The sequence below is a fragment of the Ruegeria sp. YTSA135 genome, from assembly GCF_059610165.1.
The window spans coordinates 1-20881 of record NZ_JBXWNC010000007.1 but is presented as its reverse complement, the minus strand read 5'-3'; the positions used below and the strand labels follow the sequence as shown (position 1 = coordinate 20881).

General features: G+C 58.6%; 21 protein-coding genes and 1 pseudogene. 12 read left to right on the top strand and 10 right to left on the bottom strand.

The genetic code is table 11. The annotated features are described in order from the left end of the window. Window positions 1–7: 7 nt before the first annotated feature. From AC2FIT_RS10795 to AC2FIT_RS10785, 3 genes are read left to right on the top strand one after another with little or no spacing between them, the layout of a single operon-like run. Complete coding sequence (locus tag AC2FIT_RS10795) at window positions 8–1036, top strand: ABC transporter permease (RefSeq protein ID WP_068337813.1); 1029 nt, start codon at window positions 8–10, stop codon at window positions 1034–1036. After that, window positions 1033–2187, top strand: coding sequence for an ABC transporter permease (locus AC2FIT_RS10790; RefSeq protein WP_068337815.1), 1155 nt, complete (start codon window positions 1033–1035; stop codon window positions 2185–2187). Before AC2FIT_RS10795 ends, AC2FIT_RS10790 begins: the two co-directional genes overlap by 4 nt. Further along, window positions 2184–3539 carry a CoA transferase gene (locus AC2FIT_RS10785; protein ID WP_496829309.1) on the top strand — a complete coding sequence of 452 codons (1356 nt, stop codon included), beginning with the start codon at window positions 2184–2186 and terminating at the stop codon, window positions 3537–3539. Before AC2FIT_RS10790 ends, AC2FIT_RS10785 begins: the two co-directional genes overlap by 4 nt. A gap of 89 nt (window positions 3540–3628) precedes the next feature. Here AC2FIT_RS10785 and AC2FIT_RS10780 read toward each other — a convergent pair whose 3' ends face one another. Continuing rightward, complete coding sequence (locus AC2FIT_RS10780; protein ID WP_496829307.1) at window positions 3629–5995, bottom strand: mechanosensitive ion channel family protein; 2367 nt, start codon at window positions 5993–5995, stop codon at window positions 3629–3631. A 369-nt stretch (window positions 5996–6364) separates the two neighbouring features. Between AC2FIT_RS10780 and AC2FIT_RS10775 the strand changes: the two genes are divergently transcribed. The 7 genes from AC2FIT_RS10775 to AC2FIT_RS10745 are packed head-to-tail and all read left to right on the top strand — an operon-like array spanning window position 6365 to window position 12860. Then, window positions 6365–7579, top strand: coding sequence for a glycosyltransferase family protein (locus AC2FIT_RS10775; protein ID WP_496829305.1), 1215 nt, complete (start codon window positions 6365–6367; stop codon window positions 7577–7579). Next, entirely contained in the window at window positions 7576–8823 is a 1248-nt protein-coding gene (locus AC2FIT_RS10770; protein ID WP_496829303.1) for a glycosyltransferase family 4 protein, read from the top strand. Before AC2FIT_RS10775 ends, AC2FIT_RS10770 begins: the two co-directional genes overlap by 4 nt. Beyond that, complete coding sequence (locus AC2FIT_RS10765) at window positions 8823–9899, top strand: glycosyltransferase family 4 protein (protein ID WP_496829301.1); 1077 nt, start codon at window positions 8823–8825, stop codon at window positions 9897–9899. The genes AC2FIT_RS10770 and AC2FIT_RS10765 overlap by 1 nt, the downstream gene beginning before the upstream one ends. Then, a complete protein-coding gene (locus AC2FIT_RS10760) occupies window positions 9896–10480 on the top strand; it encodes a histidine phosphatase family protein (RefSeq protein WP_496829299.1) in 585 nt (194 codons plus the stop codon). Before AC2FIT_RS10765 ends, AC2FIT_RS10760 begins: the two co-directional genes overlap by 4 nt. After that, complete coding sequence (locus AC2FIT_RS10755) at window positions 10477–11616, top strand: glycosyltransferase family protein (protein WP_496829297.1); 1140 nt, start codon at window positions 10477–10479, stop codon at window positions 11614–11616. The genes AC2FIT_RS10760 and AC2FIT_RS10755 overlap by 4 nt, the downstream gene beginning before the upstream one ends. Continuing rightward, window positions 11613–12383 (top strand): polysaccharide deacetylase family protein, encoded by a 771-nt coding sequence (locus tag AC2FIT_RS10750; protein WP_496829295.1) that lies wholly within the window; start codon window positions 11613–11615, stop codon window positions 12381–12383. Before AC2FIT_RS10755 ends, AC2FIT_RS10750 begins: the two co-directional genes overlap by 4 nt. Continuing rightward, window positions 12384–12860: a class I SAM-dependent methyltransferase gene (locus tag AC2FIT_RS10745; RefSeq protein ID WP_496829293.1), complete on the top strand. Its 477-nt coding sequence runs from the start codon at window positions 12384–12386 to the stop codon at window positions 12858–12860. On the opposite strand, the gene AC2FIT_RS10740 is transcribed toward AC2FIT_RS10745, so the two are convergent. Then, window positions 12861–14000 (bottom strand): alpha-D-ribose 1-methylphosphonate 5-triphosphate diphosphatase, encoded by a 1140-nt coding sequence (locus AC2FIT_RS10740; protein WP_496829291.1) that lies wholly within the window; start codon window positions 13998–14000, stop codon window positions 12861–12863. 52 nt (window positions 14001–14052) lie between these two features. Between AC2FIT_RS10740 and AC2FIT_RS10735 the strand changes: the two genes are divergently transcribed. Next, a complete protein-coding gene (locus tag AC2FIT_RS10735; RefSeq protein ID WP_496829289.1) occupies window positions 14053–14736 on the top strand; it encodes a DUF1045 domain-containing protein in 684 nt (227 codons plus the stop codon). Here AC2FIT_RS10735 and phnN read toward each other — a convergent pair. The 6 genes and pseudogenes from phnN to phnC form a co-directional block, all read right to left on the bottom strand. Continuing rightward, on the bottom strand, window positions 14718–15266 hold the full coding sequence (gene phnN / locus AC2FIT_RS10730) for a phosphonate metabolism protein/1,5-bisphosphokinase (PRPP-forming) PhnN (RefSeq protein WP_496829287.1): 549 nt from the start codon (window positions 15264–15266) through the stop codon (window positions 14718–14720). The two genes, AC2FIT_RS10735 and phnN, sit on opposite strands and share 19 nt — an antisense overlap. Beyond that, window positions 15263–15946 (bottom strand): phosphonate C-P lyase system protein PhnL, encoded by a 684-nt coding sequence (phnL, locus tag AC2FIT_RS10725; RefSeq protein WP_496829285.1) that lies wholly within the window; start codon window positions 15944–15946, stop codon window positions 15263–15265. Before phnL ends, phnN begins: the two co-directional genes overlap by 4 nt. 11 nt (window positions 15947–15957) lie before the next feature. Then, window positions 15958–16728: a phosphonate C-P lyase system protein PhnK gene (phnK, locus tag AC2FIT_RS10720; RefSeq protein ID WP_496829283.1), complete on the bottom strand. Its 771-nt coding sequence runs from the start codon at window positions 16726–16728 to the stop codon at window positions 15958–15960. Beyond that, complete coding sequence (locus AC2FIT_RS10715) at window positions 16725–17585, bottom strand: alpha-D-ribose 1-methylphosphonate 5-phosphate C-P-lyase PhnJ (protein WP_496829670.1); 861 nt, start codon at window positions 17583–17585, stop codon at window positions 16725–16727. The genes phnK and AC2FIT_RS10715 overlap by 4 nt, the downstream gene beginning before the upstream one ends. A 63-nt stretch (window positions 17586–17648) precedes the next feature. Then, window positions 17649–18164, bottom strand: a pseudogene (phnD, locus tag AC2FIT_RS10710) (phosphate/phosphite/phosphonate ABC transporter substrate-binding protein); the annotation flags it as partial. A gap of 90 nt (window positions 18165–18254) precedes the next feature. Continuing rightward, window positions 18255–19082, bottom strand: a complete 828-nt coding sequence (gene phnC, locus AC2FIT_RS10705) for a phosphonate ABC transporter ATP-binding protein (protein WP_496829668.1) — start codon at window positions 19080–19082, stop codon at window positions 18255–18257. A 156-nt stretch (window positions 19083–19238) separates the two neighbouring features. Here phnC and rpe point away from each other — a divergent pair, with 156 nt between their 5' ends. Beyond that, a complete protein-coding gene (gene rpe / locus AC2FIT_RS10700; RefSeq protein ID WP_496829281.1) occupies window positions 19239–19928 on the top strand; it encodes a ribulose-phosphate 3-epimerase in 690 nt (229 codons plus the stop codon). A 122-nt stretch (window positions 19929–20050) separates the two neighbouring features. On the opposite strand, the gene AC2FIT_RS10695 is transcribed toward rpe, so the two are convergent. Both AC2FIT_RS10695 and AC2FIT_RS10690 read right to left on the bottom strand, forming a co-directional pair. Next, complete coding sequence (locus AC2FIT_RS10695; RefSeq protein ID WP_496829279.1) at window positions 20051–20623, bottom strand: carboxymuconolactone decarboxylase family protein; 573 nt, start codon at window positions 20621–20623, stop codon at window positions 20051–20053. Window positions 20624–20795: 172 nt separating this feature from the next. After that, the coding region (locus tag AC2FIT_RS10690; protein WP_496829666.1) for an EF-Tu C-terminal domain-related protein at window positions 20796–20881 on the bottom strand (86 nt) is incomplete at its 5' end.

The window sequence follows — 20881 nt, the reverse complement described above, 5'->3', positions numbered from 1 at the left end:
CAGCTAAATGGTTATGCTGCGTTATGCAGTCTATCGCTTTTTCACGATGCTGCTGACGCTGGTAGTAGTGTCGGTGCTGATCTTCGTGATCATCAACCTGCCGCCCGGCGACTATCTCAGCAATCAGATCGCTGAACTTCAGGCCTCGGGGCAATCTGCCGGCGTACAAAAGGCTGAATTTCTACGTAAGGAATACGCGCTGGACCGGCCTATTTGGGAACAATACCTGATCTGGATGGGTTTCTGGCCCGGTCCGCACGGGTTTGATGGTCTGTTGCAAGGCAACTATGGCTGGTCTTTTGAATTCGACCGCCCCGTGGCCGAGATCGTTGGCGATACGCTTTGGCTGACCGTAGTGGTCAATCTGGCAGCGATCCTTTTTGTCTATGCGGTTGCACTGCCCTTGGGTGTCATCGCTGCGGCGCGGTCACGGACGTGGATTGACTATACCTCAGCCTTTGTCGGCTATCTTGGCCTGGCCACGCCAAACTTCTTGCTGGCACTGATCCTGTTCTATTACGGCCACCAGTATTTCAACCTCCCCATTGGCGGCCTGATGGACCCATCATTCGAAGGCCAGCCGATGAGCTGGGACAAGCTGAAATCCATCCTGGTCCACCTGATCGTCCCGACCTTTGTGATCGGCACATCGGGCGCATCGGCCATGATGCAGCGCCTGCGCGCCAATATGCTGGACGAACTGGGCAAACCGTATGTAGAAACCGCAATTGCCAAAGGTATGTCACCCTCTCGGATGTTGACGAAATACCCGCTGCGCGTGGCTTTCAACCCGTTCGTGGCCGATATCGGCAACCTGCTGCCGTCGATGGTATCCGGCTCAGTTCTTGTCTCGGTCGTCCTGGGCCTGCAAACCATCGGCCCAACCCTGCTGACGGCGCTGAAAACGCAAGATCAGTTCCTGTCTGCCTTCATCCTTATGTTCGTGGCGCTGCTGACTCTGATCGGTACCATGATCTCTGACATCCTGCTGGTCATGCTCGACCCGCGCATCCGATACGAGGGGCGAGACGCATGACCCAACGTCCAGATGGTCGCTTTGTCGACGATGCCCCATTCGACCCGGAAGCCGCCCTGCAACAGCTTGAACGCGCCGATCTGGACGCGCCGAACTGGGTGCTGGTCTGGCGCAAGTTCAAAACCCACAAGCTGGGCTTGATCTCAGGCATCTTTCTGCTGCTTTGCTATCTGATGCTGCCCTTTGCCGGCTTCATCGCGCCCTACGGGCCGAATGAACGCAACGGTGAGCATCTCTATGCTCCACCGCAAAGCGTAAATTGGTTCTACGAGGGTAAGTTCATCGGTCCCCATGTTTTCCCCATCGTGGCCGAGGCGGATTTGGAAACCTTTCAATGGAAATTCGTCCCCGACCTTGAAGACCCGCGTCCGATCAAATTCTTTTGTGAGGGGACAGAATACAAACTAGCCGGGCTGATCAGATCGGACACTCACCTGTTCTGTCCTCCGGAAGGCGCGACACTGTTCCTCTGGGGCTCTGACCGTCTTGGCCGGGACATTTTCAGCCGCATCCTCTACGGGGCGCAACTGTCCCTAACCGTTGGCCTGATCGGTATCTCGGTGTCTTTCTTTCTGGGCATCATATTCGGCTCAATGGCGGGATATTTCGGTGGCAAGATCGATTGGGTCATCAACCGCGTGATCGAGATTCTCCGCTCGTTGCCGGAATTGCCACTTTGGCTGGCCCTGTCCGCTGCGGTGCCTTCGAACTGGAGCCCTGTCGCAGTGTTCTTCATTATCTCGATCATCCTCGGCATTCTCGACTGGCCCGGTCTGGCCCGCTCTGTCCGCGCCAAATTCCTGTCCCTGCGCGAGGAGGAATATGTGCGCGCGGCCGAGATGATGGGCGCAAGCTCAGGGCGCGTCATTCGCAAGCACCTGCTGCCGAACTTCATGTCGCATCTCATCGCGTCGGCCACCCTGTCGATTCCCGCAATGATTCTTGGGGAAACGGCGCTCAGCTTTCTTGGCCTTGGCCTCAGGGCGCCGGCCGTCAGTTGGGGCGTAATGTTGAACGACGCACAGAACCTTGCTTCGATCGAGATCTATCCGTGGACGGCAATCCCAATGCTGCCGATCATCGTCATCGTCTTGGCCTTCAATTTCCTCGGCGACGGTCTGCGCGACAGTTTGGACCCATATCAACAATGACCTTGATGTCCGCCCTTCCCGCATCAGACAGCTACAAGTCGATTGGCAAGGGCGCACGACCCAGCGTTTTTGCTGTAAGTGAGCTGGCAACCGCGAGCTTCGCCGCCGTAGGACAGGAACTGGCGCGTCTTGTCAGCGCGTTGAACCTTGCGCCCAAGGCACCAGAGGTTTCCGTCGATCACCGATTGGCCTCACTGTGGTATGGGTTTTCTTTCAAGCCGGACGGGTGGGAGATGCCAAGCCTTTGGGATGCTGTAGCCGGAGATTATCAGGCGTCCGACGGCTGGATCAGGCTGCATACCAATCTGCCGCGCCACAAGGCAGCCGCTCTGAAAGTGCTTGGTGTTCCGGGCAATCGCGATGCTGTGTCCCAAGCTTTGAAAGAGTGGTCTGTCGTGGACCTGGAAACCGCGATCGTGGCCGAGGGCGGGGTGGCTGCAGCCATGCGCAGCCGTGCGGAGTGGCTTGAGCATCCGCAGGGTCGGGCAGTCTCCCGCGACCCGCTGATTGGCTGGCACAGCCCACGTCGGATCGTTGTACGAGACCGGCCGGAAGCGACCGCCCAACGACCACTGTCAGGCTTGCGGGTTCTGGACCTCACCCGCGTTCTGGCGGGTCCGGTCTCGACCCGAACGCTTGCTGGTTTCGGGGCCGAAGTTCTGCGCGTTGATCCCCCCGGATGGGATGAACCCGGCGTGATCCCGGATATCTCATTGGGCAAACACTGTACGTATTTGGACCTAAAATCGCCTTTCGGCATGAAAAAGCTGGAACACTTGTTGTCACAGGCGGATGTATTCGTACACGGCTACCGGCCGGGCGCTTTGGATGCGCTTGGTCTGCCAAGGACCAAACGGGATGATCTGGCACCGAACCGGATTGAAGTCACGCTGAACGCCTACGGCTGGCAGGGGCCGTGGTCGTCCAGACGCGGCTTTGACAGTCTTGTGCAGATGAGCGCAGGCATCGCCGATTCTGGCCGCGCCTGGGCGAAGGCAGATAAGCCAACACCGCTGCCGGTTCAGGCGTTGGACCACGCGACAGGCTACCTTATGGCCGCCGCGGTCCTGTCTGCGCTAGCTGAGGCCGCATCTGGCAACTCCATAATGCTCGCACAATTGTCTCTGGCCCGGACCGCAGATCTATTGGCCGCGCTGGCGAAATCCGACACCTCAGAAGAGATCACAGGCGCGACGCCCGCAGACTATAATCAAAAGCCCGAAGCGTCGGGCTGGGGGGCTGGCCATCGCCTGAAACCGGCATTGACCGTCGGGGCCGCAAATATGCGTTGGGCTTTGCCCGCCGAAAAACTAGGCACATCTCAACCCGTCTGGTCATCGCTTTCCGGCTAGCGCAACCGCCGCGCGGTACGCGCGGCGCGGCCCAACGCTTTGCGGGGCGTCTCGCCAGAGACGCACACCAAAGGGGCGGGAGAGCCCCGCTAGCGGTCGTCCCCTCCGGGTCCGATATCGTCCAGATAGTCTTCATCGATGGCGGCCTGCACCGCGCCCGTGACCGCTTCGCGTTGCTTGGGTGACAGATTTTCGGCTTCTTTGCCTTCAGCGAGCCGAACGGTGACTTCGCGGTGGGCAAAATTGATACCTTCCCGGGCAAAAAGCTCGCGGATTTCCTGATAGACCTTCTTGCGCACCAGCCACTGATCCCCCGGCTTGGTCATGAATTTGACCCGAATGATCATCGCCGAGTCCTGCATCTCGATCACGCCCTGCGACTTCAACGGCTGGATAAAATTCTCACCGATCACCGGGTCGCTCAGCAACTCCTGACCCAGTTTCTTGATCAGCTTCCGCACCTTTTCGACATCCGTGTCATAAGTCACCCGTAGCGGCAGCTTCATGATCACCCAATCGCGGGAATAGTTGGTCAGCACCTTGATCTCACCAAAAGGTATCGTGTTCAGCGCGCCCAGATGATGCCGCAACTGGAACGACCGGACCGAGATTTTTTCAACCGTTCCTTTGACATCGCCAATGTCGATGTATTCCCCTTTCCGAAACGCATCGTCCAACAGGAAGAACGCCCCCGAAAAAATGTCCCGCACCAGCGTTTGCGAACCGAACCCCACTGCCAGTCCGACCACACCGGCGCCTGCGAATAATGGGCTAACATTTATACCCAATTCCATCAGCACAATCAGAACGATGGTAACCACAACAACAGCAAGGATCGCGCCGCGGAACAACGGCAGCAGCGTTGCCAAACGGCTTTGCCCCCCCTCACCGCCCTCATCACCCAATTCGGCCTCTTCACTGCCGTCATCAATCTCTTCCGCGATTTTCGAGTCGATCCAGATGCGGAAGAAGTGGAACAGGATATAACCGATGAACAAGATCGTCATCACATCCAGCGCCCGGTCAATCGGCAGGTCTTCGGTCCAGTCAATTCCGGGATTCCAGATCACGACCAACGCATAGAGGCCGACAACGAAGGCCAGAATTCCCGCCACACGACGGGCGAGGTCCTCATATGTCAGGATCGATTGTTGCTGCCTGTCTGACTTTGGTTTCTCGACGGGTTCGTTGATGTCCTCGTCCGCATCGGCGTTTTTGTCTTCAATCTGACGATTGCGATCAAAGTACCGCTCGAGCAGGTAGTTCATCGCCCCGTATGCAACGACCACGGACATGAAGATCGCATAGCTGCTGGCGACGATCGGCAGCGAGTGCTCATGCTCCAGAACCAGATCAACCGCCAGTTTGAACCAACTAAAGACAATATAGACGATCACAACCGGCGCCCACGCGAATGAAACAAAGCGCAATAACCACGAAACCCGATCCGGTGACCGACCCCCCCTAATGGCATTGGAAATCGCCCGTGCGTTGAACAAGATCATCAAAACGTTGCCCAGCGCGCCGACCATGGTCAGGCTGCCATAGACCATCGCGTAGATGTTGTAGTTCAATCCAAAGTCAGCAACCCAGGTCGAAAACAGCACAACCGAGATATCATAGGTCGCAATCACCGACGCCCATATATACAGGCGCTTCGCGTCGCGATCCGAAAACGGTGGCAGCCGGTATTGGCTGAGATAGGGCGACAACACCATCCGCCACAGGTCGGACACGGTGCGCGACAGGAAAAACGCGGTAAAGATCGCCGTGACCGTGAACTGGATCGAGATGTCTTCGGCCTCACCAAAGATCAAGTACCCCACGATCAGCGCCATCACCATCGCAAAGACAGTGGCACCTATGCCCATGAAGAAACGGAACACCAGGAAGGGCATTTTTTCGCGATAGCCTTTCGGGTCTTCCTTGGTGCGCGCCACTACGAACCGACGCGCGATGCGCTTGCCGTAGATTTCGGCAGACAACCAGCGCCCCAGCAGCAGGAACAGAATGTTCCAGAACAAGACTTCAAGATATGTCTGAATCCGGCCATCCGGGCTGGTTTGGCGCAAAATATACTGCACTTCGAAAATTGAATAAGGCAAAGCCTGCAAGCGCGCATGCATGGATGCGCGAAAATCCGACAACCTCTCCTGCGCTTTCATCAGCTGCGACCCGCCCCCCATCGGGTCGAGTGTGTCGGACTCAAGAGCCTCGTCTTGAGTCCCCGAAGATACGACCTGCCCGGTGCTGTCTATAACAATCACGCTGGCGCCAGATTCGGTCGCGGCTCGGATCGCGGCGGCCAGATCGCTATCCGTGTTCGCATCTGACCCAGTGGCAGACCCCGACCCATATCCCGGGATCAAGGATGTCTGTGCCGCTGCCGTTGTAACGAGGGCGGCTGCGACTGCCCAAACAAGAATGGCTATCACAGCACTGAGTGTAAGTTTCATCAAGCAGCCTATCCAATTCGCGTATTATCCAAAAGACTACAGAAGCACCTGAGCGTATTCAAATATTCAGCCTTTTTCTTCTCGTGATCGTGTCATTTCGTGTTCCTGCTGCACTGCGAACAACAAGAGTGTTTTCAACCTAGGAAAAACTGAATATGACCGGCCCTGCAATTGCGTGGAACAGCAAGTCCGATGTCAGGCTGATGGGGGTGATTTCCCCTGACTTAGCCGCGTATCGAATGTTGCTATTTCGCCATGGTTGACGAATTTGCCCTGTCTTGGGAACCCCTTTGGCAAGCGGCGTCAAAAAATATACGGTAACGGGGGCAAACGCGCGGAGTTGAACCCAAAAACACGATAGGCGAAAGCATGAGCCTGGGAATACAAGACAAAACGACCGGCCGGGCGCCGCGCATTCTGCTCTACAGCCACGATACCTTCGGGCTGGGCCATCTGCGTCGGTCGCGCGCCCTTGCAGCGGCTATCACGCAAGCCAACCCGGACGCATCCGCCCTGATCCTCACGGGATCGCCGGTGGCGGGGCGATTCACCTTTCCGCGCCGGGTTGATCACGTCCGACTGCCGGGTGTCACCAAACGCGCCGATGGCTCTTACGCGGCGCGGACGATCGGAATGGGCATAGAAGAAGTGACCGAGCTGCGCGCGGGCCTTATCCAGACCTCTGTACAGCAATTCGATCCCGATATGCTGATCGTTGACAAGGAACCCACCGGATTTCGCGGTGAGCTTCTGCCTACGCTGGAAACTCTTCTGCAGTCGCAGCGCACGAAACTGGTTCTTGGGCTACGCGACGTGCTTGATGAACCCGAAGTGCTGGCCGCTGAATGGGAGAGGAAAGAAGCCATCACCGCGACCGAGCGGTTCTACCATGAGATTTGGATATACGGGCTGCGCTCGATCTATGACCCGACCCAAGGCCTGCCACTGAGCAGAGCAGCGCAGTCGCGCATTCACTGGACCGGGTACTTACGCCGAGACCTCAACCCCGTGGGTGAGCCGCCCGAGAAACCTTATATTCTGATCACTCCGGGTGGCGGCGGCGATGGCAAGGCGATGGTGAACCTTGTTTTGTCAGCATATGAAAAAGACCCTACCCTGTCACCGCGTGCCGTACTGGTATACGGCCCCTTTCTGTCTGGCGAATTGCGGGACGAATTTGAGACCCGCGTTGCCGCGCTAAACGGTCGGGTAACCGCCGTTGGGTTCGAATCCCAGATCGAAACCCTTTTTGCCGGTGCCTCGGGTGTTGTCTGCATGGGCGGCTACAACACCTTTTGCGAGGTACTCTCGTTCGATAAACGCGCCGTCATCGTGCCACGCTCAACACCCCGGCTCGAGCAATGGATCCGAGCGTCGCGCGCCGAAAGTCTGGGGCTTGTCCGCATGCTGGACGAAAATCGGGACGGCTTGACGCCAGAGGCGATGATACAGGCAATTCGCAACCTGCCCGAACAACCGCTTCCATCGCAGGCTATTCAGGACGGGCTACTGGACGGGCTGGACTATGTCGTCGATCGCGTAGACGCGCTGTTGGGTCAGGAACAGAAACGGGCCACCGGATGACAGCAATACAGCCGAAACTGGCGGTGCTGGTCAAAGGTTGGCCGCGCCTGTCCGAGACGTTCATCGCCCAGGAACTTGTCGCCCTGCAGGATGCCGGGCACAGCTTTGATATCTGGTCCTTGCGCTATCCAACTGACATAAAGCGCCACCCGTTGCACGATCGGTTCCAGGGTCATGTGCATTACTTGCCTGAATATCTGTACGATGAGCCGCAGCGCGTCTGGGCCGCACGTGAAAAGGCGAAAACTCTGCCCGGCTACGCCGAGGCCTACCAGATTTGGCGTACGGACTTGCGCCGCGATCCCACCCATAACCGCATCCGCAGGTTCGGACAGGCCTGTGTTCTAGCCGCCGAATTGCCCAATGCGACAAAAGTGATGTATGCCCATTTCATGCACACTCCATCCTCGGTCGCCCGTTATGCTGCGATCATGCGCGCCCTGCCATGGAGCTTTTCCGCCCATGCAAAGGACATCTGGACCTCGCCAGAGTGGGAAAAACGGGAAAAATTGCAAGAAGTGACACATGGTGCGGCCTTTGGCGCGACCTGCACTTCCATCGGTGCCGAACATCTGCGTGGCCTTGCTGATGATCCGTCGCGGGTTGACCTGATCTATCACGGACTGGACCTTGACCGCTTTCCCGACCCCCCAAACCGTGTGCCGCGCACCCCGAGCGGGCCGTTTCACATGCTGTCCGTCGGCCGATTGGTCGAGAAAAAGGGTTTTGATCGCCTGATCGACGCTTTTGCGCTGTTGCCTGAAACACTCGACTGGCACTGGACGCATATCGGAGGCGGAACGTTGAGCGATGCGCTCCAAAACCGGGCCGAGGCCGCAGGTCTGGCGCATCGGATCACTTGGAAGGGCGCCTGCGATCAGCCTGAAGTCATCGCAGCAATGCGAGCTGCCGACCTGTTCGTACTACCCAGTCGGATTGCAGCGGACGGAGACCGCGATGGGCTGCCCAACGTTTTGATGGAGGCTGCGTCCCAGCTGTTACCAATTCTTTCGGCGCCCGTGTCGGCCATCCCAGAATTCATTGAAACCGGAACCCACGGGGTGCTGTCCGACGACGATCCTAGCGCGCTGGCCTCGGCTATTGTCCGCCTGGCCGATGATCCCCGGAAAACCGCCTCGATGGCTGCTGCTGCCTATGACCGTCTGATCTCTGACTTCCGCATGGACCCGGGTATCGCCCGTCTTTCCAAACGGCTGCGCGCATTGGGTGCGGACACAAACTGATGACTCGGGTCGCCTTTTACTGTCCGATGAAGGCACCCGACAGCCCGGTCCCATCTGGGGATCGCGAAATGGCGCGCAACCTTATGCAGGCGATTGCCGCGCAGGGGGACACCGTCGAGCTGGCCTCACGACTGCGTATCTACGACAAATCCGGTGATGCGCAGGTTCATACGGCGTTGCGCGCCGAGGCACAGGCAGAGGTGCAGCGCCTTGTCGCTGAGATGCCCTTGGACACGTCCCTTTGGGTGACGTATCACAACTACTACAAAGCGCCCGACCTTGTAGGCCCGCGTGTTTGCAAGGCGCGGAATATCCCTTATGTCCAGATCGAAAGCACCCGTGCGACCAGCCGATTAGATGGTCCTTGGGCCAGTTTTGCCCAAGCCGCGCATGATGCCTGCGACGCGGCGCGAGTGATTTTCTACCATACGGCCAATGACCTGATTGCGCTTGAACGGGACAGGTGCGGGGATCAAAGCCTTGTCGAACTGCCGCCGTTTCTTCCCTTGTCGGACTTACCGCCTGCATCCAAGTGCGAAGGTCCGATGCTGAGCGTTGGTATGATGCGTCAGGGTGACAAACTGGCGTCTTACGACCTTATTGCCCAAACTTTGGCCCTTCTGGATGGGGTTTGGAGCCTGAATATTGCGGGCGATGGTCCGGCCCGTCGCGAAGTTGAAAATCTGATGGCTCCGTTCGGATCAAAGGTACGGTTTCTGGGGCAGTGCGACCGCCAAGCGCTGCAAGATCTGTACCGTGAGGCGTCGGTCTTGGTTTGGCCCGGTGTGAACGAAGCTTTTGGGATGGTCTATCTTGAAGCACAAGCCAGCGGTGTGCCTATTGTTGCGCAGGATAGGCCCGGTGTGCGGGATGTGCTGACCCCGTCGTACTACCCGCAGGTCAGCACCGGCGCCAAGGGTCTGGCCGCCCGATTGCGCAGGTTACTGGATGACCTGTCGCTTCGTCTGTCACTGGGGGCCGAGGCCCGCACTCGGATGGCCGAGCGTCACTTACTGCCTGCGGCCACCGAGCGGTTCTGGCGATCCGCACGACCATTGGTGGAGGCCCAAAGATGACGCGTTTAGCCCTGCTCAGACATGGCCACACGCACTGGAACCGCGCAGGCCGCATTCAAGGACGCAGCGACATTCCGCTGGATGCGGATGCCCGGGCTGAACTTGCAAACACACGCCTGCCTGACACGTGGAAGGACGCGACCCTTTGGTCCAGTCCGCTGCTAAGGGCCAGCGAGACCGCGCGACTTGTTGCCGGGCGCGACCCACGGACCTCGGATGCACTGACCGAGATGAACTGGGGTGATTGGGAAGGGTTGCGCGGTGCCGATCTGATAGCAGACCCCAAAAGTGGATACCGCCATATAGAGGATTGGAGCTGGGAATTCCGCCCACCAAATGGTGAAAGCCCGACCGAAGTCTGGTCACGGCTAATGCCCTGGCTGGACGGGCTATCCGGCGACACGGTTGCGGTCTGCCATATCGGCATCATGCGGGTTATTCTGGCGCGTGCCTGGGGTTGGGATTTCGACGGCCCCGCCCCATTCAAAATCAAGCGCAATCGGCTATATATCGTTGATATGCCATCCCTCACGCCTCTGCCAGAACCCGTCCGCCTGATCCGGCCCGAGGCCAACCTATGAAGGTAATGATCATTGTCACGCACCTGCTGGGCACCGGGCACCTGAGTCGGGCGTTGACGCTGGGCAAGGCATTTGAACGCGCGGGGCACGAGACCTTTGTCGTTTCGGGTGGAATGCCTGCGCCGCAATTGGACAGTGCGGGTGTCAGCCTTTTGGGGTTGCCGCCACTTCGCTCGGACGGAACCGACTTTACTCGGCTTTTAACCGCAAACGGTGAAATCGCCGACGCGGCCTACCTAAAAGCGCGTGAAACTGCACTGGTGAAAGCCGTTGTAAGTTTCGTGCCGGATGTTCTGATCACTGAGCTGTTTCCCCTTGGCCGCCGGTCACTGGCGACCGAGTTCATCGCGGCGCTTGAGGCTGCCCGGACCCTGCCGCACCGCCCGACCATTTTGGGCTCGATCCGGGATATTCTGGCCCCACCGTCGAAAGAGTCCAAAGCGCAACGTGCGGAAGAGATCGTGCTCCGGTACTACGACGGTATCCTCGTCCATGCAGATCAAGATGTTGTTCCGCTGGATGTCAGCTGGCCGGTTACCGATCGCTTGCGCAAGCGGTTGTTCTATACCGGTTTCGTCGCACCCAAAGCCCCCGTGCCGCACCCGGATGCCGTTGGCAAAGGCGAGGTGTTGGTCAGCGCCGGCGGTGGATCCGTGGGCCAGCCGATCTTTCGCGCGGCCATCGAGGCCGCCCGCAAGATGCCCAACAGGCGCTGGCGCCTGTTGGTGGGCGGTCAAGACGCACGGCAACGCATTGCCGACTTGCAAAACGATGTGGGTGATGCCCCGGTAACGTTGGAACCTGTTCGTCCGGATTTCCGCCAGATGCTGCCACTGGCCGCAGCGTCCGTCAGCATGTGCGGCTACAATACCGCGCTGGACATTCTGCAATCCGGCACGCCAGCTGTGTTCATTCCGTTTGACGATGGCAAAGAGGTCGAACAGACACTACGTGGGACAAGTCTTTCTGAGATATCTGGCATCGAACTGCTACCCAGCAAGGAGCTTGGTGGGCCTGCTTTGGCGCGGGCTGTTGAGGCTGTTATCCTGAATGGTCCGCGCCCCGTTTCAACCAAGGGCTTTGACGGGGCCGATAGATCCGTCGAAATTGCGGTTAAAATAAGGGCGCAAGCATGACAATTGACTGGCAGCCCCTAGAGTCCGAGCTGCACCGCTGGCGTGTGCAGAACCTTTCCCTTCCGCTGTGGTGGCGGGACGACGACGCCGTCTCGGGAACGCCGCAGCTGAAGACGCTGGCAGGCTTGTCCCAATCTCTTGGCCTGCCCGTTCATTTGGCGGTCATTCCGCGCAACGCCGATAGTCGGCTGGTAGATTACGTGGAACGGCATCGGATGCTGGTCCCGGTGGTGCATGGCTGGGCTCATCAGAACCACGCACCAGTGGATGAGAAGAAATCCGAGTTCCGACTGCATCGGCCTGTCGAAGACATTACTGCGGATGCGCAAGCTGGGTTGGATCGCTTGCGTACATTGTTCGGAGACCGGCTATACCCGATGTTCGTGCCCCCTTGGAACCGCATTGCGCCCGAGGTGGTCGAACACCTGCCCGGACTTGGGTTCCGCATCATCTCAACCGCAACGCCACGCAAGACACGCTGGTCTGCGCCCGGGATGGAACAGATCAACACCCATCTGGACCCGATCGACTGGCGCGGAACGCGCGGGTTGACCGCAGCGGACAAGCTGATTGCCCAAACAGTCAAACTGCTGCGTGACCGGCGTGAGGGGCGCACCGACAACGCCGAACCATTCGGAGTGTTGACGCATCATCTGGTTCATGATCAAGACATCTGGACCTTTACAGAAGGGTTGCTGCGCAGACTTCTGGACGGTCCCGGCCTCACCTGGGTCGCACCATCTGAGAAACAACCCATGGAGACCTGAATGAGCCGACTAGATTCCATGCTGCGCCGGTTAACGGCACAACGCGACGGGCTGAACTGGGCGGTCGCACAAGTCAGCGACATGGATGGCGACGTTCTGGACATGGGGTTGGGCAACGGGCGCACCTATGACCACCTGCGGGAAATCATGCCCGATCGGCGCATCTGGGTTATGGATCGGGTACTGCAATGCCACCCATCCAGCACCCCTCCCGCCCAAGATTTCTTGCAGGGCGAGGCTGAGCCAATGCTCGAAAAGCTGGCTGCTGGCGGCCCAAAGATCGTGTTGGCGCATTATGATTTTGGGCGTGGAATCAAGGAAGAAGATATCGCAGAAGCAGCCCGCCTGAGCCCTTTGATCGCGCAAGTGATGCGGCCCGGGGGATTGTTGATATCGGGGCAGCCTTTGGTGGGGTTCAAACAGATCAGCGGCCCGGATACAATCGCGCCGGACAGGTATTTGTTCTACAGGGCCTGATCAGGCAACGCGCCGTCCGCGTGACCAGACACCATTCAGAGCAGGTGCACCTTCCCGCAATCGAAACCGGATCACATCCGCCCTTGCACCGATGCGCAGCTCGCCGCGATCCTCCAGACCAACGGCCTGTGCAGGGGCTTGGGTCACAGTCCGCAAACCGCGGGACATATCGCCCCACTGCTCACCCAGACGCGCCGCTGACAGCAGCAAGGCGGCGGGCACATAGTCCGAAGATAAAATGTCGAGATAACCAAGATCAGCCAACTCTTGCGCGGCGACATTGCCGGAATGCGACCCGCCCCGGATTACGTTGGGCGCACCCATCATGACCTTGATACCGTGATCATGGCAGGCCTGCGCGGCCTCTACGGTTGTCGGAAACTCGGCCAGCCGAATGCCGTGACCGGCGGATACAGCCACCTGTTCCTGCGTGGTATCATCGTGACTGGCCAGGATCGCGCCAAAGCGTTTTGCTGCTTTCACGGTTTCAACCTCGTGCCGGTCACCATTCCGGTCGCGCAGCGCCTTGAGCTGGGCCACATGCTGCAGAAAGTCGTCGTCTGACATGCTGTGCTTGCCCTTCATATAGGCTTCTAGCTGCGACATATTCCGGAACTGCCGCTGCCCCGGCGTATGATCCATAAGAGACACCAGCCCCACACGATCTTCGGCGCTGAACTCATCCAACTCATCCACCAGCGTTTCCGAGCACACCTCGGCCCTGAGGTGCAAAAAGTGGCTGATCTTCAAGGCGTCCTGCTCGCGCAGCTGCCATAGCTCGCGGGACAGATCGCGCGCATATTTTTTGTAGCGGTTGCCACTTGGGATCGAGCCGATGCGCATCGCATCAAACACGGTGGTAATCCCGGTGCTGGCCAGTTCGGCATCATGGGCCAGAATGGCTGCTGCATGGGGCCAGTCGACCTTGGGCCGCGGCTGGATGTGGCGTTCAAGGTTGTCGGTATGCAACTCAACCAGACCGGGGCTGACATAGTCGCCTTCGCAGTCAACGGCACCGACCGGAACGGTCGGGCCGGTTGCGATGTCTGCAATCGTCTCGCCCACGATACGGACGCTGCCTGTAACCGTCTCATTCGGAAGGACAAGCGTGGCATTGGCAAGGATCATTTCTTCTGTCATCTGAACTTCACACGGTCTGAGCTATTGAGAAGGCCACGCATAGGAGGCCAATGTGACATTCACGCGATACGCGATCTATTTTGCGCCACCAGCCACGGCTGAATGGACGAAATTCGCCAGCAGCTGGCTGGGTTGGGACATCGAGGCCGGCGCCGCCCTTGTCCATCCCGTGATCGACAGCGTTGATGTTGCAGCCGTGACCGAAGGGCCGCGCAAGTACGGTCTGCATGCGACAATCAAGCCCCCGTTTCGGCTGCGGGATGGGCAAACGGTTGAGGCGTTGCAAGACGCCTGCGCGCGGGTCGCGGCCACGCAGCCCGCTATTGTCCAGGACGGGCTGGCGATCGCCCGACTTGGCCGGTTCCTGGCCCTGCGCCCGCTGGGGGATGAGGCCGCGCTGAACGCTTTGGCCGCCGCTTGCGTGCGCGAGCTGGACAGCTTTCGTGCGCCGCCTGCCCAGTCCGAGCTTGATCGGCGCCGCGCAAGTGGCCTGACCACCCAGCAGGACGCCAACTTGGTGCAATGGGGTTATCCTTACGTGATGGATGCGTTTCGCTTTCACATCACGCTCAGCGGTAAATTCGACAAAGCCACGCTGACAACGGTTGAAGCGGCGCTGCAATCGCGGCTTGCCCCGTTGCTGCCTCAGCCGTTTCAGATCAATGATCTGGCGTTGGTGGGTGAGGCCGAGGATGGGCGGTTTCACTTGCTGCATCGCTATGCCCTTTCCGGTTGAAGGTGGTCGAGGATCGTATCGATTGTAGACTCCAGCGACCCGGAATTGTCGATTTCGATAACCCGCACCAGCCCCTCGGGCAAACTCGCCTTGGCACGTGTCATCCGCCGCGCTTGCTCGGCCGTGCTTTCGCGTCCGCGTGCTGACAAGCGGTGCGCCAGAACCTCGGGGGCTGCCGTCAGCGAGATTACAACCAGATCGCCGAACACCTCTTGCGCCCGCAGCAAAACAGACCGGGATAGATTCACCAACACCCCATCCGCTTGCCTTCTAAGCTCCTCAACAGTCTTGGGTACACCGTAGAACAGGCCATGCGCAGGCCAATGCAAAGCAAATGCACCCTGTGCAACCATCTGCCGAAAGCGGTCAACAGACACACGGTCAAAGTCTTCGCCTTGTTCGCCTTCGGGCCGCGTGATGACCCGTCGCACCCGGTGAATACCGGGAACACGCGCATCTAGCGCTTCGATCACGCTGTCCTTGCCAACGCCAGACGGACCAACAATTGCTATGACCGGAGCAAGGCTCATACCAGCACTCCGGGCGTGAAGTCAGAAACGTTGACCTCGCGATCACAAACCCGGTCTCGCGCGCCGACATCGTGGAAAATCCCGACAATTGCGGCACCACGCGCCTTGGCCTCTTCGATCAATGACAGCACCGTCTCACGGTTCTGTACATCCAGCGAGGCGGTGGGTTCATCCAGTAGCATCGCGGGATAGTCATGCGCGAAACCGCGGGCTATGTTCACCCGCTGCTGCTCCCCACCCGAAAAGGTCGTTGGACTCAGGCCCCACAGGTGTTCAGGAATGTTCAGCCGCGCCAACAGCGCTGCCGCTTTTTCCAGCGCCGCCTGCCGCTCGCAACCGAATGCCAGTAACGGGTCAGCCACCACCTCGAGCGTCGGTACGCGCGGGACAACACGCAGGAACTGGCTGACATATCCAAGCGTTTCGCGCCGCAGGGCCAGAATCTGGCGCGGCTCGGCTTGCGCCACGTCAAGCCCGCCCACCAGAACCTGCCCGGACGCCGCCAAGTAGTTCCCATAGATCACCCGCATCAGGGTCGACTTGCCCGCCCCGGACGCTCCGGTCAGGGCAATGCACTCTCCTGGCGCGACGGTCAGCGACGCGCTTTCCATCACAGGGATCACCGCACTGCCCTGATTGTGCAGGGTAAAGCTTTTGCTCACATCTTTCAGTTCGATCATCGCTGCCATCTTCACACCTGCAACACGCTTGAGACCAACAGCTGCGTATAAGCATGCTGCGGATCGTCCAGAACCTGATCGGTCAGTCCGCTTTCGACCACGTGGCCGTCTTTCATCACCATCAAACGATCCGCCAACAGGCGCACTACGGCCAGATCATGAGTGACGATAATCGCGCTCAGCCCCATCTCGCGCACCAGCCCGCGCAACAGGTCCAGCAACCGCGCCTGTACCGAGACATCCAGCCCGCCGGTCGGTTCGTCCATGAAAACCAGCCGAGGTCCCGTGACCAGATTACGCGCGATCTGCAGGCGCTGCTGCATTCCGCCTGAAAATGCGGCCGGGCGATCATCGACGCGAGTCCCGTCAATCTCGACGCGTCCCAGCCAGTCGATGGCCTTGTCGCGGATATCGCCATAGTGGCGGTCACCCACGGCCATAAGACGCTCACCGATATTGCCACCTGCACTGACCGACATGCGCAACCCGTCCCGTGCATGTTGATGCACAAATGCCCAATCTGTTCGCCGCAGCATCCGGCGTTCAGGCTCAGACATGGTGACCGTGTCCACTGGCCCATCAGCACGGGTGCCAAAAATCACCTGCCCCGCATCCGGTTCCAGATGGCGAGCCAGGCAATTCAAAAGGGTCGACTTGCCAGACCCGCTTTCACCAACGATCCCCATCACCTCGCCGGGGTAAAGATCGAAACCAACCCCCGTGCATCCGATGCGCGTGCCATAGCGCTTTGCAATGCCTTTAACCTGCAGCAAGGGCGTCATGCCGCGCCCTCCGTTGCCATGCGTCCCTGATGGCCCGCCTGACGGCGCGAACGGCAATAATCGGTGTCAGAGCAAACGAACATCCGGTTTCCGGCGTCATCCATGATCACCTTGTCCAGGTAGCTGTCCTCAGCCCCGCACAGATCGCAGAGATGGTTGGCCTTGGTTGCTTCGAACGGATAATCGTCGAAATCAAGGCTCACCACCTTGGTATGGGGCGGCACCGCGTATATCCGTTGTTCCCGCCCTGCCCCGAACAGCTGAATAGCATCCATTTCCAGTTTGGGGTTGTCGAATTTCGGGATCGGCGACGGGTCCATCATATAGTGCCCCGACACCTTCACCGGGTAGGCGTAGGCGGTCGAAATCGCCCCGTGCTGGCAGATGTCTTCGTAAAGTTTCACATGCATCAGACCATATTCCTCAAGACTGTGCATCTTTCGAGTTTCAGTCTCACGCGGTTCTAGAAAGCGCAAAGGTTCAGGGATCGGCACCTGGTAAACGAGGATCTGATCCTCGCGCAGCTTAACCTCGGGGATGCGGTGGCGCGTTTGAATGACGGTGGCCTTTTCGGTTTCCTCGGTGGTCGCGACCCCTGCGGTCTTTTCAAAAAACTTGCGGATCGAAACTGCATTCGTGGTGTCATCCGCGCCCTGGTCGATCACCTTGAACGTGTCATCCAGTGTCAGCGTCGCCGCCGAGACCTGAACGCCGCCAGTTCCCCAGCCATAAGGCATCGGCATTTCCCGGCTGGCGAAAGGCACCTGATAGCCCGGAACATCCAGACCTTTCAGTATGGCCCGACGGATCATCCGCTTGGTCTGTTCATCCAGATAGGCGAAGTTATACGCGCTCATTCCGCGGCCTCCTTGGGTGAGAGACGGTCTTCGGCCTCGCGCCGCAGCTTGCGCAACGATGGTCTGTTCATGAACGCCGGTGAACTTTACCTCACCGAAATAGTCGCCTGACTCCATAGTTGCGCCGGTCGCCTGCGGGATTTCAATCGACGGGATCAAGTAGCCTGAGGTTGAGTTCGGATCGCCAAAGCCGAAGGTCTTGTCCTTCATATCTTCCAGCGAGGTGATGCCGCTATCCTTGCGTGCGAAACCGATGGAGTAACAACCGTATCCGCCATCCAGGTTTACCTTGACCAGAACAGGCTCAACAGCTTCGGGGTCGCTCAGATAGGTTTTCGCGTAACCCGACGCGCCCAGCCAAGCCATGTCGATAGTGCCGCCCAGCAAGCCCTGGATCACACCGTTATCGTCGGTCGGAGCAAACAGCTTGGTTTCAACCCCCAGTTCTTCCTCGGTATATTGACGCAGGCATTCATTGTTGTTCAGACGGTTCTGAGCGTTCTCACCGCCAAGAATGCCAATACGGAACTCGCTGATATCTTCGGCCAAGGCCGGTGCGGCCGGTGCTGTGGTCGCCACAAGGGCAGCAATCAGTTTTTTTCATTTGTCTCTCTCCAGGTTGATGTGCCGGCCTCTCATCGGGCCGGGCGATGTAAGGGGTGAGTGGGCTTAGATGGTGGCTTCAGCTTCCATCAGCGCTTTCTGGGTGGCGTCCAGCGTGCCAATCTCGGTTGATGTCGCCGCTTCCGAAAAGCTGGTATCGGCCCCATAGATTTCGCGCGCAACGCCAGTGGTCAGCTGTTCGGGAATGCCGTCAAAGACGATACACCCGTCGCGCAAACCAACCACACAGTCACAGTAGCGTCGTACCGCATCCAAATTATGCACGTTGGCAATGACTGTGCAGCCATCCTTTTCATGGATGCGACGCAAGGCCTCCATCACCACCTGCGCATTTATCGGATCCAACGAGGCAATGGGTTCGTCGGCCAGAATGATCCTGGGATTCTGCATCAACGCACGCCCAATCGCGACGCGTTGCTGTTGACCGCCTGACAAGGCTTCTGCCCGCTTTGGCGCATGTTCAGCGATCCCGAGGCGATTGAGAATGTCGATGGCGCGGTGAATTTCTTCCATCGGGAACAGGTTGAACATGGTCGCCAGCGTCGAGTGTCGGTTCAACGTGCCATGCAGCACGTTCGAGACCACATCCAGTCGTGGCACAAGGTTGAACTGCTGGAAGATCATCGCGCAGTCCGCTTGCCACACGCGCTTATCACGGCCCTTCAGCCGAGTGACATCGCGGCCATCACACAGAATCTGCCCATCGCTGGAGTCCGTGAGACGGTTGATCATCCGCAACAGCGTCGATTTGCCGGCACCCGATCGGCCGATGATCCCGATCATGCAGGGATTGTCTACATCCAGTGACGCGGCGTCTACGGCCGCATTGTCCCCGAAGCGTTTGGTTAGTTTTCGATGCGCAGCACGTGCCACCCCCACGTCGTGTTGGCGGTGAATTACAGACACTGCTCAACGGCTATGTGTCAGAGCAGTGAAAGTTTTGTAACGGAGCCCGCGTTACGGGGGCTACCCTTCGCAGCGCGGCGCAGGTATACGCAGGCCTGTCCCGCCATCAGACCTGAGGCCGCAATGAGCTTTGACCGCACCATCAAGATCGCTCCGTCGATCCTATCCGCCGATTTTGCCAATTTCGGAGCCGAGATTCAGGCCATCGAAGCCCAGGGCGCCGATTGGGTCCATGTCGACGTGATGGATGGCCATTTCGTTCCAAACCTGACCTTCGGCCCGCCCGCTGTGAAAGCGTTCCGTCCGCATGTGAAAACGGTCATGGACGTGCACCTGATGATCACCCCGGTCGATCCCTACATTCAGGCATACGCAGACGCCGGCGCGGACATTCTGACGGCACATATCGAGGCCGGGCCGCACACACACCGAACGCTTCAAGCCATCCGCGCCGCTGGCATGAAAGCGGGTGTTGCGCTGAACCCCGGCACCCCTGCCGAGGCGGTTGAACACCTGCTTGATCTGACCGATCTGATCTGTGTCATGACCGTGAACCCAGGCTTTGGCGGTCAAAAGTTCATCGACCTGACAAGCAAGGTGCGTAAACTGCGCCACATGATCGGCGACCGTCCGGTGCATATCGAAATCGACGGTGGTGTCGATCCGCAAACCGCTCCGCTTGTCGCTGCTGCGGGTGCCGATGTGCTGGTTGCGGGTTCTGCGGTGTTCAAGGGCGGGTCGGTGGATAATCCCGAAGTGTATGGCGAGAATATCCGTGCCGTGCGGGCGGCGGCTGAGTCAGGACTGTCCTGAAACTAAAACGCCAAGCACCTTGTCCAAAGCTTGCTATTAAGAATTCGCGTTCAACTGTCGTCTGGCGCGAATAAAAGAAACTTGGTGCAATGGCCGCTTAGCTGTCAGAGCGCGCTTAACCTTTAAACATCCAACCCGTTGGCGCGACCGAAGTCAGTGTAGAACGTCTCGCTGCGAAACTTGGCAAGCGTTTGTTCATCAACGTCATTGGGATCATTGCCAACTCTGCTGATGCCTGTTCCCTCAACCAGTCTGTTCACCAAATTGAACACTCCGCAAACCTGTATCGCATCGAAAAGCGCATCTTCAGACCATCCCGCCTTGTATACTGCGTCTGCATCCTCTTCGGTCATTCGGGAAGGTGACAGTGTAAGTTTTGCGACATAGGCGAGGATTGGCTTGAACCTTTGATCGACAGGCGCTGAATTGAGATCCTCCATAAGCGATTCAATCAGTTCCGGATCAATGCCATACGCACGGGCGAACATGGTATGGGCACCGTGGCAATAGGAACATGCGTTCAGTCCCGAAACGTAGGCCGCGATCAACTCACGCTCAGAAAAAGAAAGGTCGCTCTTGCCACGCATGACGAGGCTTTCATATTCGCACCACGGGGAAAGCTTACCCGGAAACAAGCTGAATACACTGCCCAGCGTCGCGTCTTTGGATAGAGATGGGAACAACTTCTTCATCATTACCCCGTCAATCGAGGGAACGTTGACTCTCCTCCGATCCCGCCGCCATTTATTGTGTGCAGAGTAACAGCATTTCCCTTGTAGGAAAACGGGTGCCTATTCCCAAGACGAGGCATACGAAAAAGGGCGCCCCTAGGGACGCCCTTTCCGTTCGATCATTCGCTAGCGCGAATCACTCAATAATCTTCGACACGACGCCGGCGCCGACGGTGCGGCCGCCTTCGCGGATGGCGAAGCGGAGGCCCTGCTCCATCGCGA

Bases quoted from the DNA above. Each gene is read 5' to 3' on its own strand.
- AC2FIT_RS10795 (WP_068337813.1), top strand. From the start codon at position 8: ATGGTTATGCTGCGTTATGCAGTCTATCGCTTTTTCACGATGCTGCTG.
- AC2FIT_RS10715 (WP_496829670.1), bottom strand. From the start codon at position 17,585: ATGAGCGCGTATAACTTCGCCTATCTGGATGAACAGACCAAGCGGATG.
- AC2FIT_RS10790 (WP_068337815.1), top strand. From the start codon at position 1,033: ATGACCCAACGTCCAGATGGTCGCTTTGTCGACGATGCCCCATTCGAC.
- phnL (WP_496829285.1), bottom strand. From the start codon at position 15,946: ATGATCGAACTGAAAGATGTGAGCAAAAGCTTTACCCTGCACAATCAG.
- AC2FIT_RS10770 (WP_496829303.1), top strand. From the start codon at position 7,576: ATGACAGCAATACAGCCGAAACTGGCGGTGCTGGTCAAAGGTTGGCCG.
- phnN (WP_496829287.1), bottom strand. From the start codon at position 15,266: ATGAGCCTTGCTCCGGTCATAGCAATTGTTGGTCCGTCTGGCGTTGGC.
- AC2FIT_RS10760 (WP_496829299.1), top strand. From the start codon at position 9,896: ATGACGCGTTTAGCCCTGCTCAGACATGGCCACACGCACTGGAACCGC.
- rpe (WP_496829281.1), top strand. From the start codon at position 19,239: ATGAGCTTTGACCGCACCATCAAGATCGCTCCGTCGATCCTATCCGCC.
- AC2FIT_RS10750 (WP_496829295.1), top strand. From the start codon at position 11,613: ATGACAATTGACTGGCAGCCCCTAGAGTCCGAGCTGCACCGCTGGCGT.
- AC2FIT_RS10785 (WP_496829309.1), top strand. From the start codon at position 2,184: ATGACCTTGATGTCCGCCCTTCCCGCATCAGACAGCTACAAGTCGATT.
- AC2FIT_RS10755 (WP_496829297.1), top strand. From the start codon at position 10,477: ATGAAGGTAATGATCATTGTCACGCACCTGCTGGGCACCGGGCACCTG.
- phnK (WP_496829283.1), bottom strand. From the start codon at position 16,728: ATGACGCCCTTGCTGCAGGTTAAAGGCATTGCAAAGCGCTATGGCACG.
- AC2FIT_RS10695 (WP_496829279.1), bottom strand. From the start codon at position 20,623: ATGATGAAGAAGTTGTTCCCATCTCTATCCAAAGACGCGACGCTGGGC.
- AC2FIT_RS10740 (WP_496829291.1), bottom strand. From the start codon at position 14,000: ATGACAGAAGAAATGATCCTTGCCAATGCCACGCTTGTCCTTCCGAAT.
- AC2FIT_RS10780 (WP_496829307.1), bottom strand. From the start codon at position 5,995: ATGAAACTTACACTCAGTGCTGTGATAGCCATTCTTGTTTGGGCAGTC.
- AC2FIT_RS10765 (WP_496829301.1), top strand. From the start codon at position 8,823: ATGACTCGGGTCGCCTTTTACTGTCCGATGAAGGCACCCGACAGCCCG.
- AC2FIT_RS10745 (WP_496829293.1), top strand. From the start codon at position 12,384: ATGAGCCGACTAGATTCCATGCTGCGCCGGTTAACGGCACAACGCGAC.
- AC2FIT_RS10775 (WP_496829305.1), top strand. From the start codon at position 6,365: ATGAGCCTGGGAATACAAGACAAAACGACCGGCCGGGCGCCGCGCATT.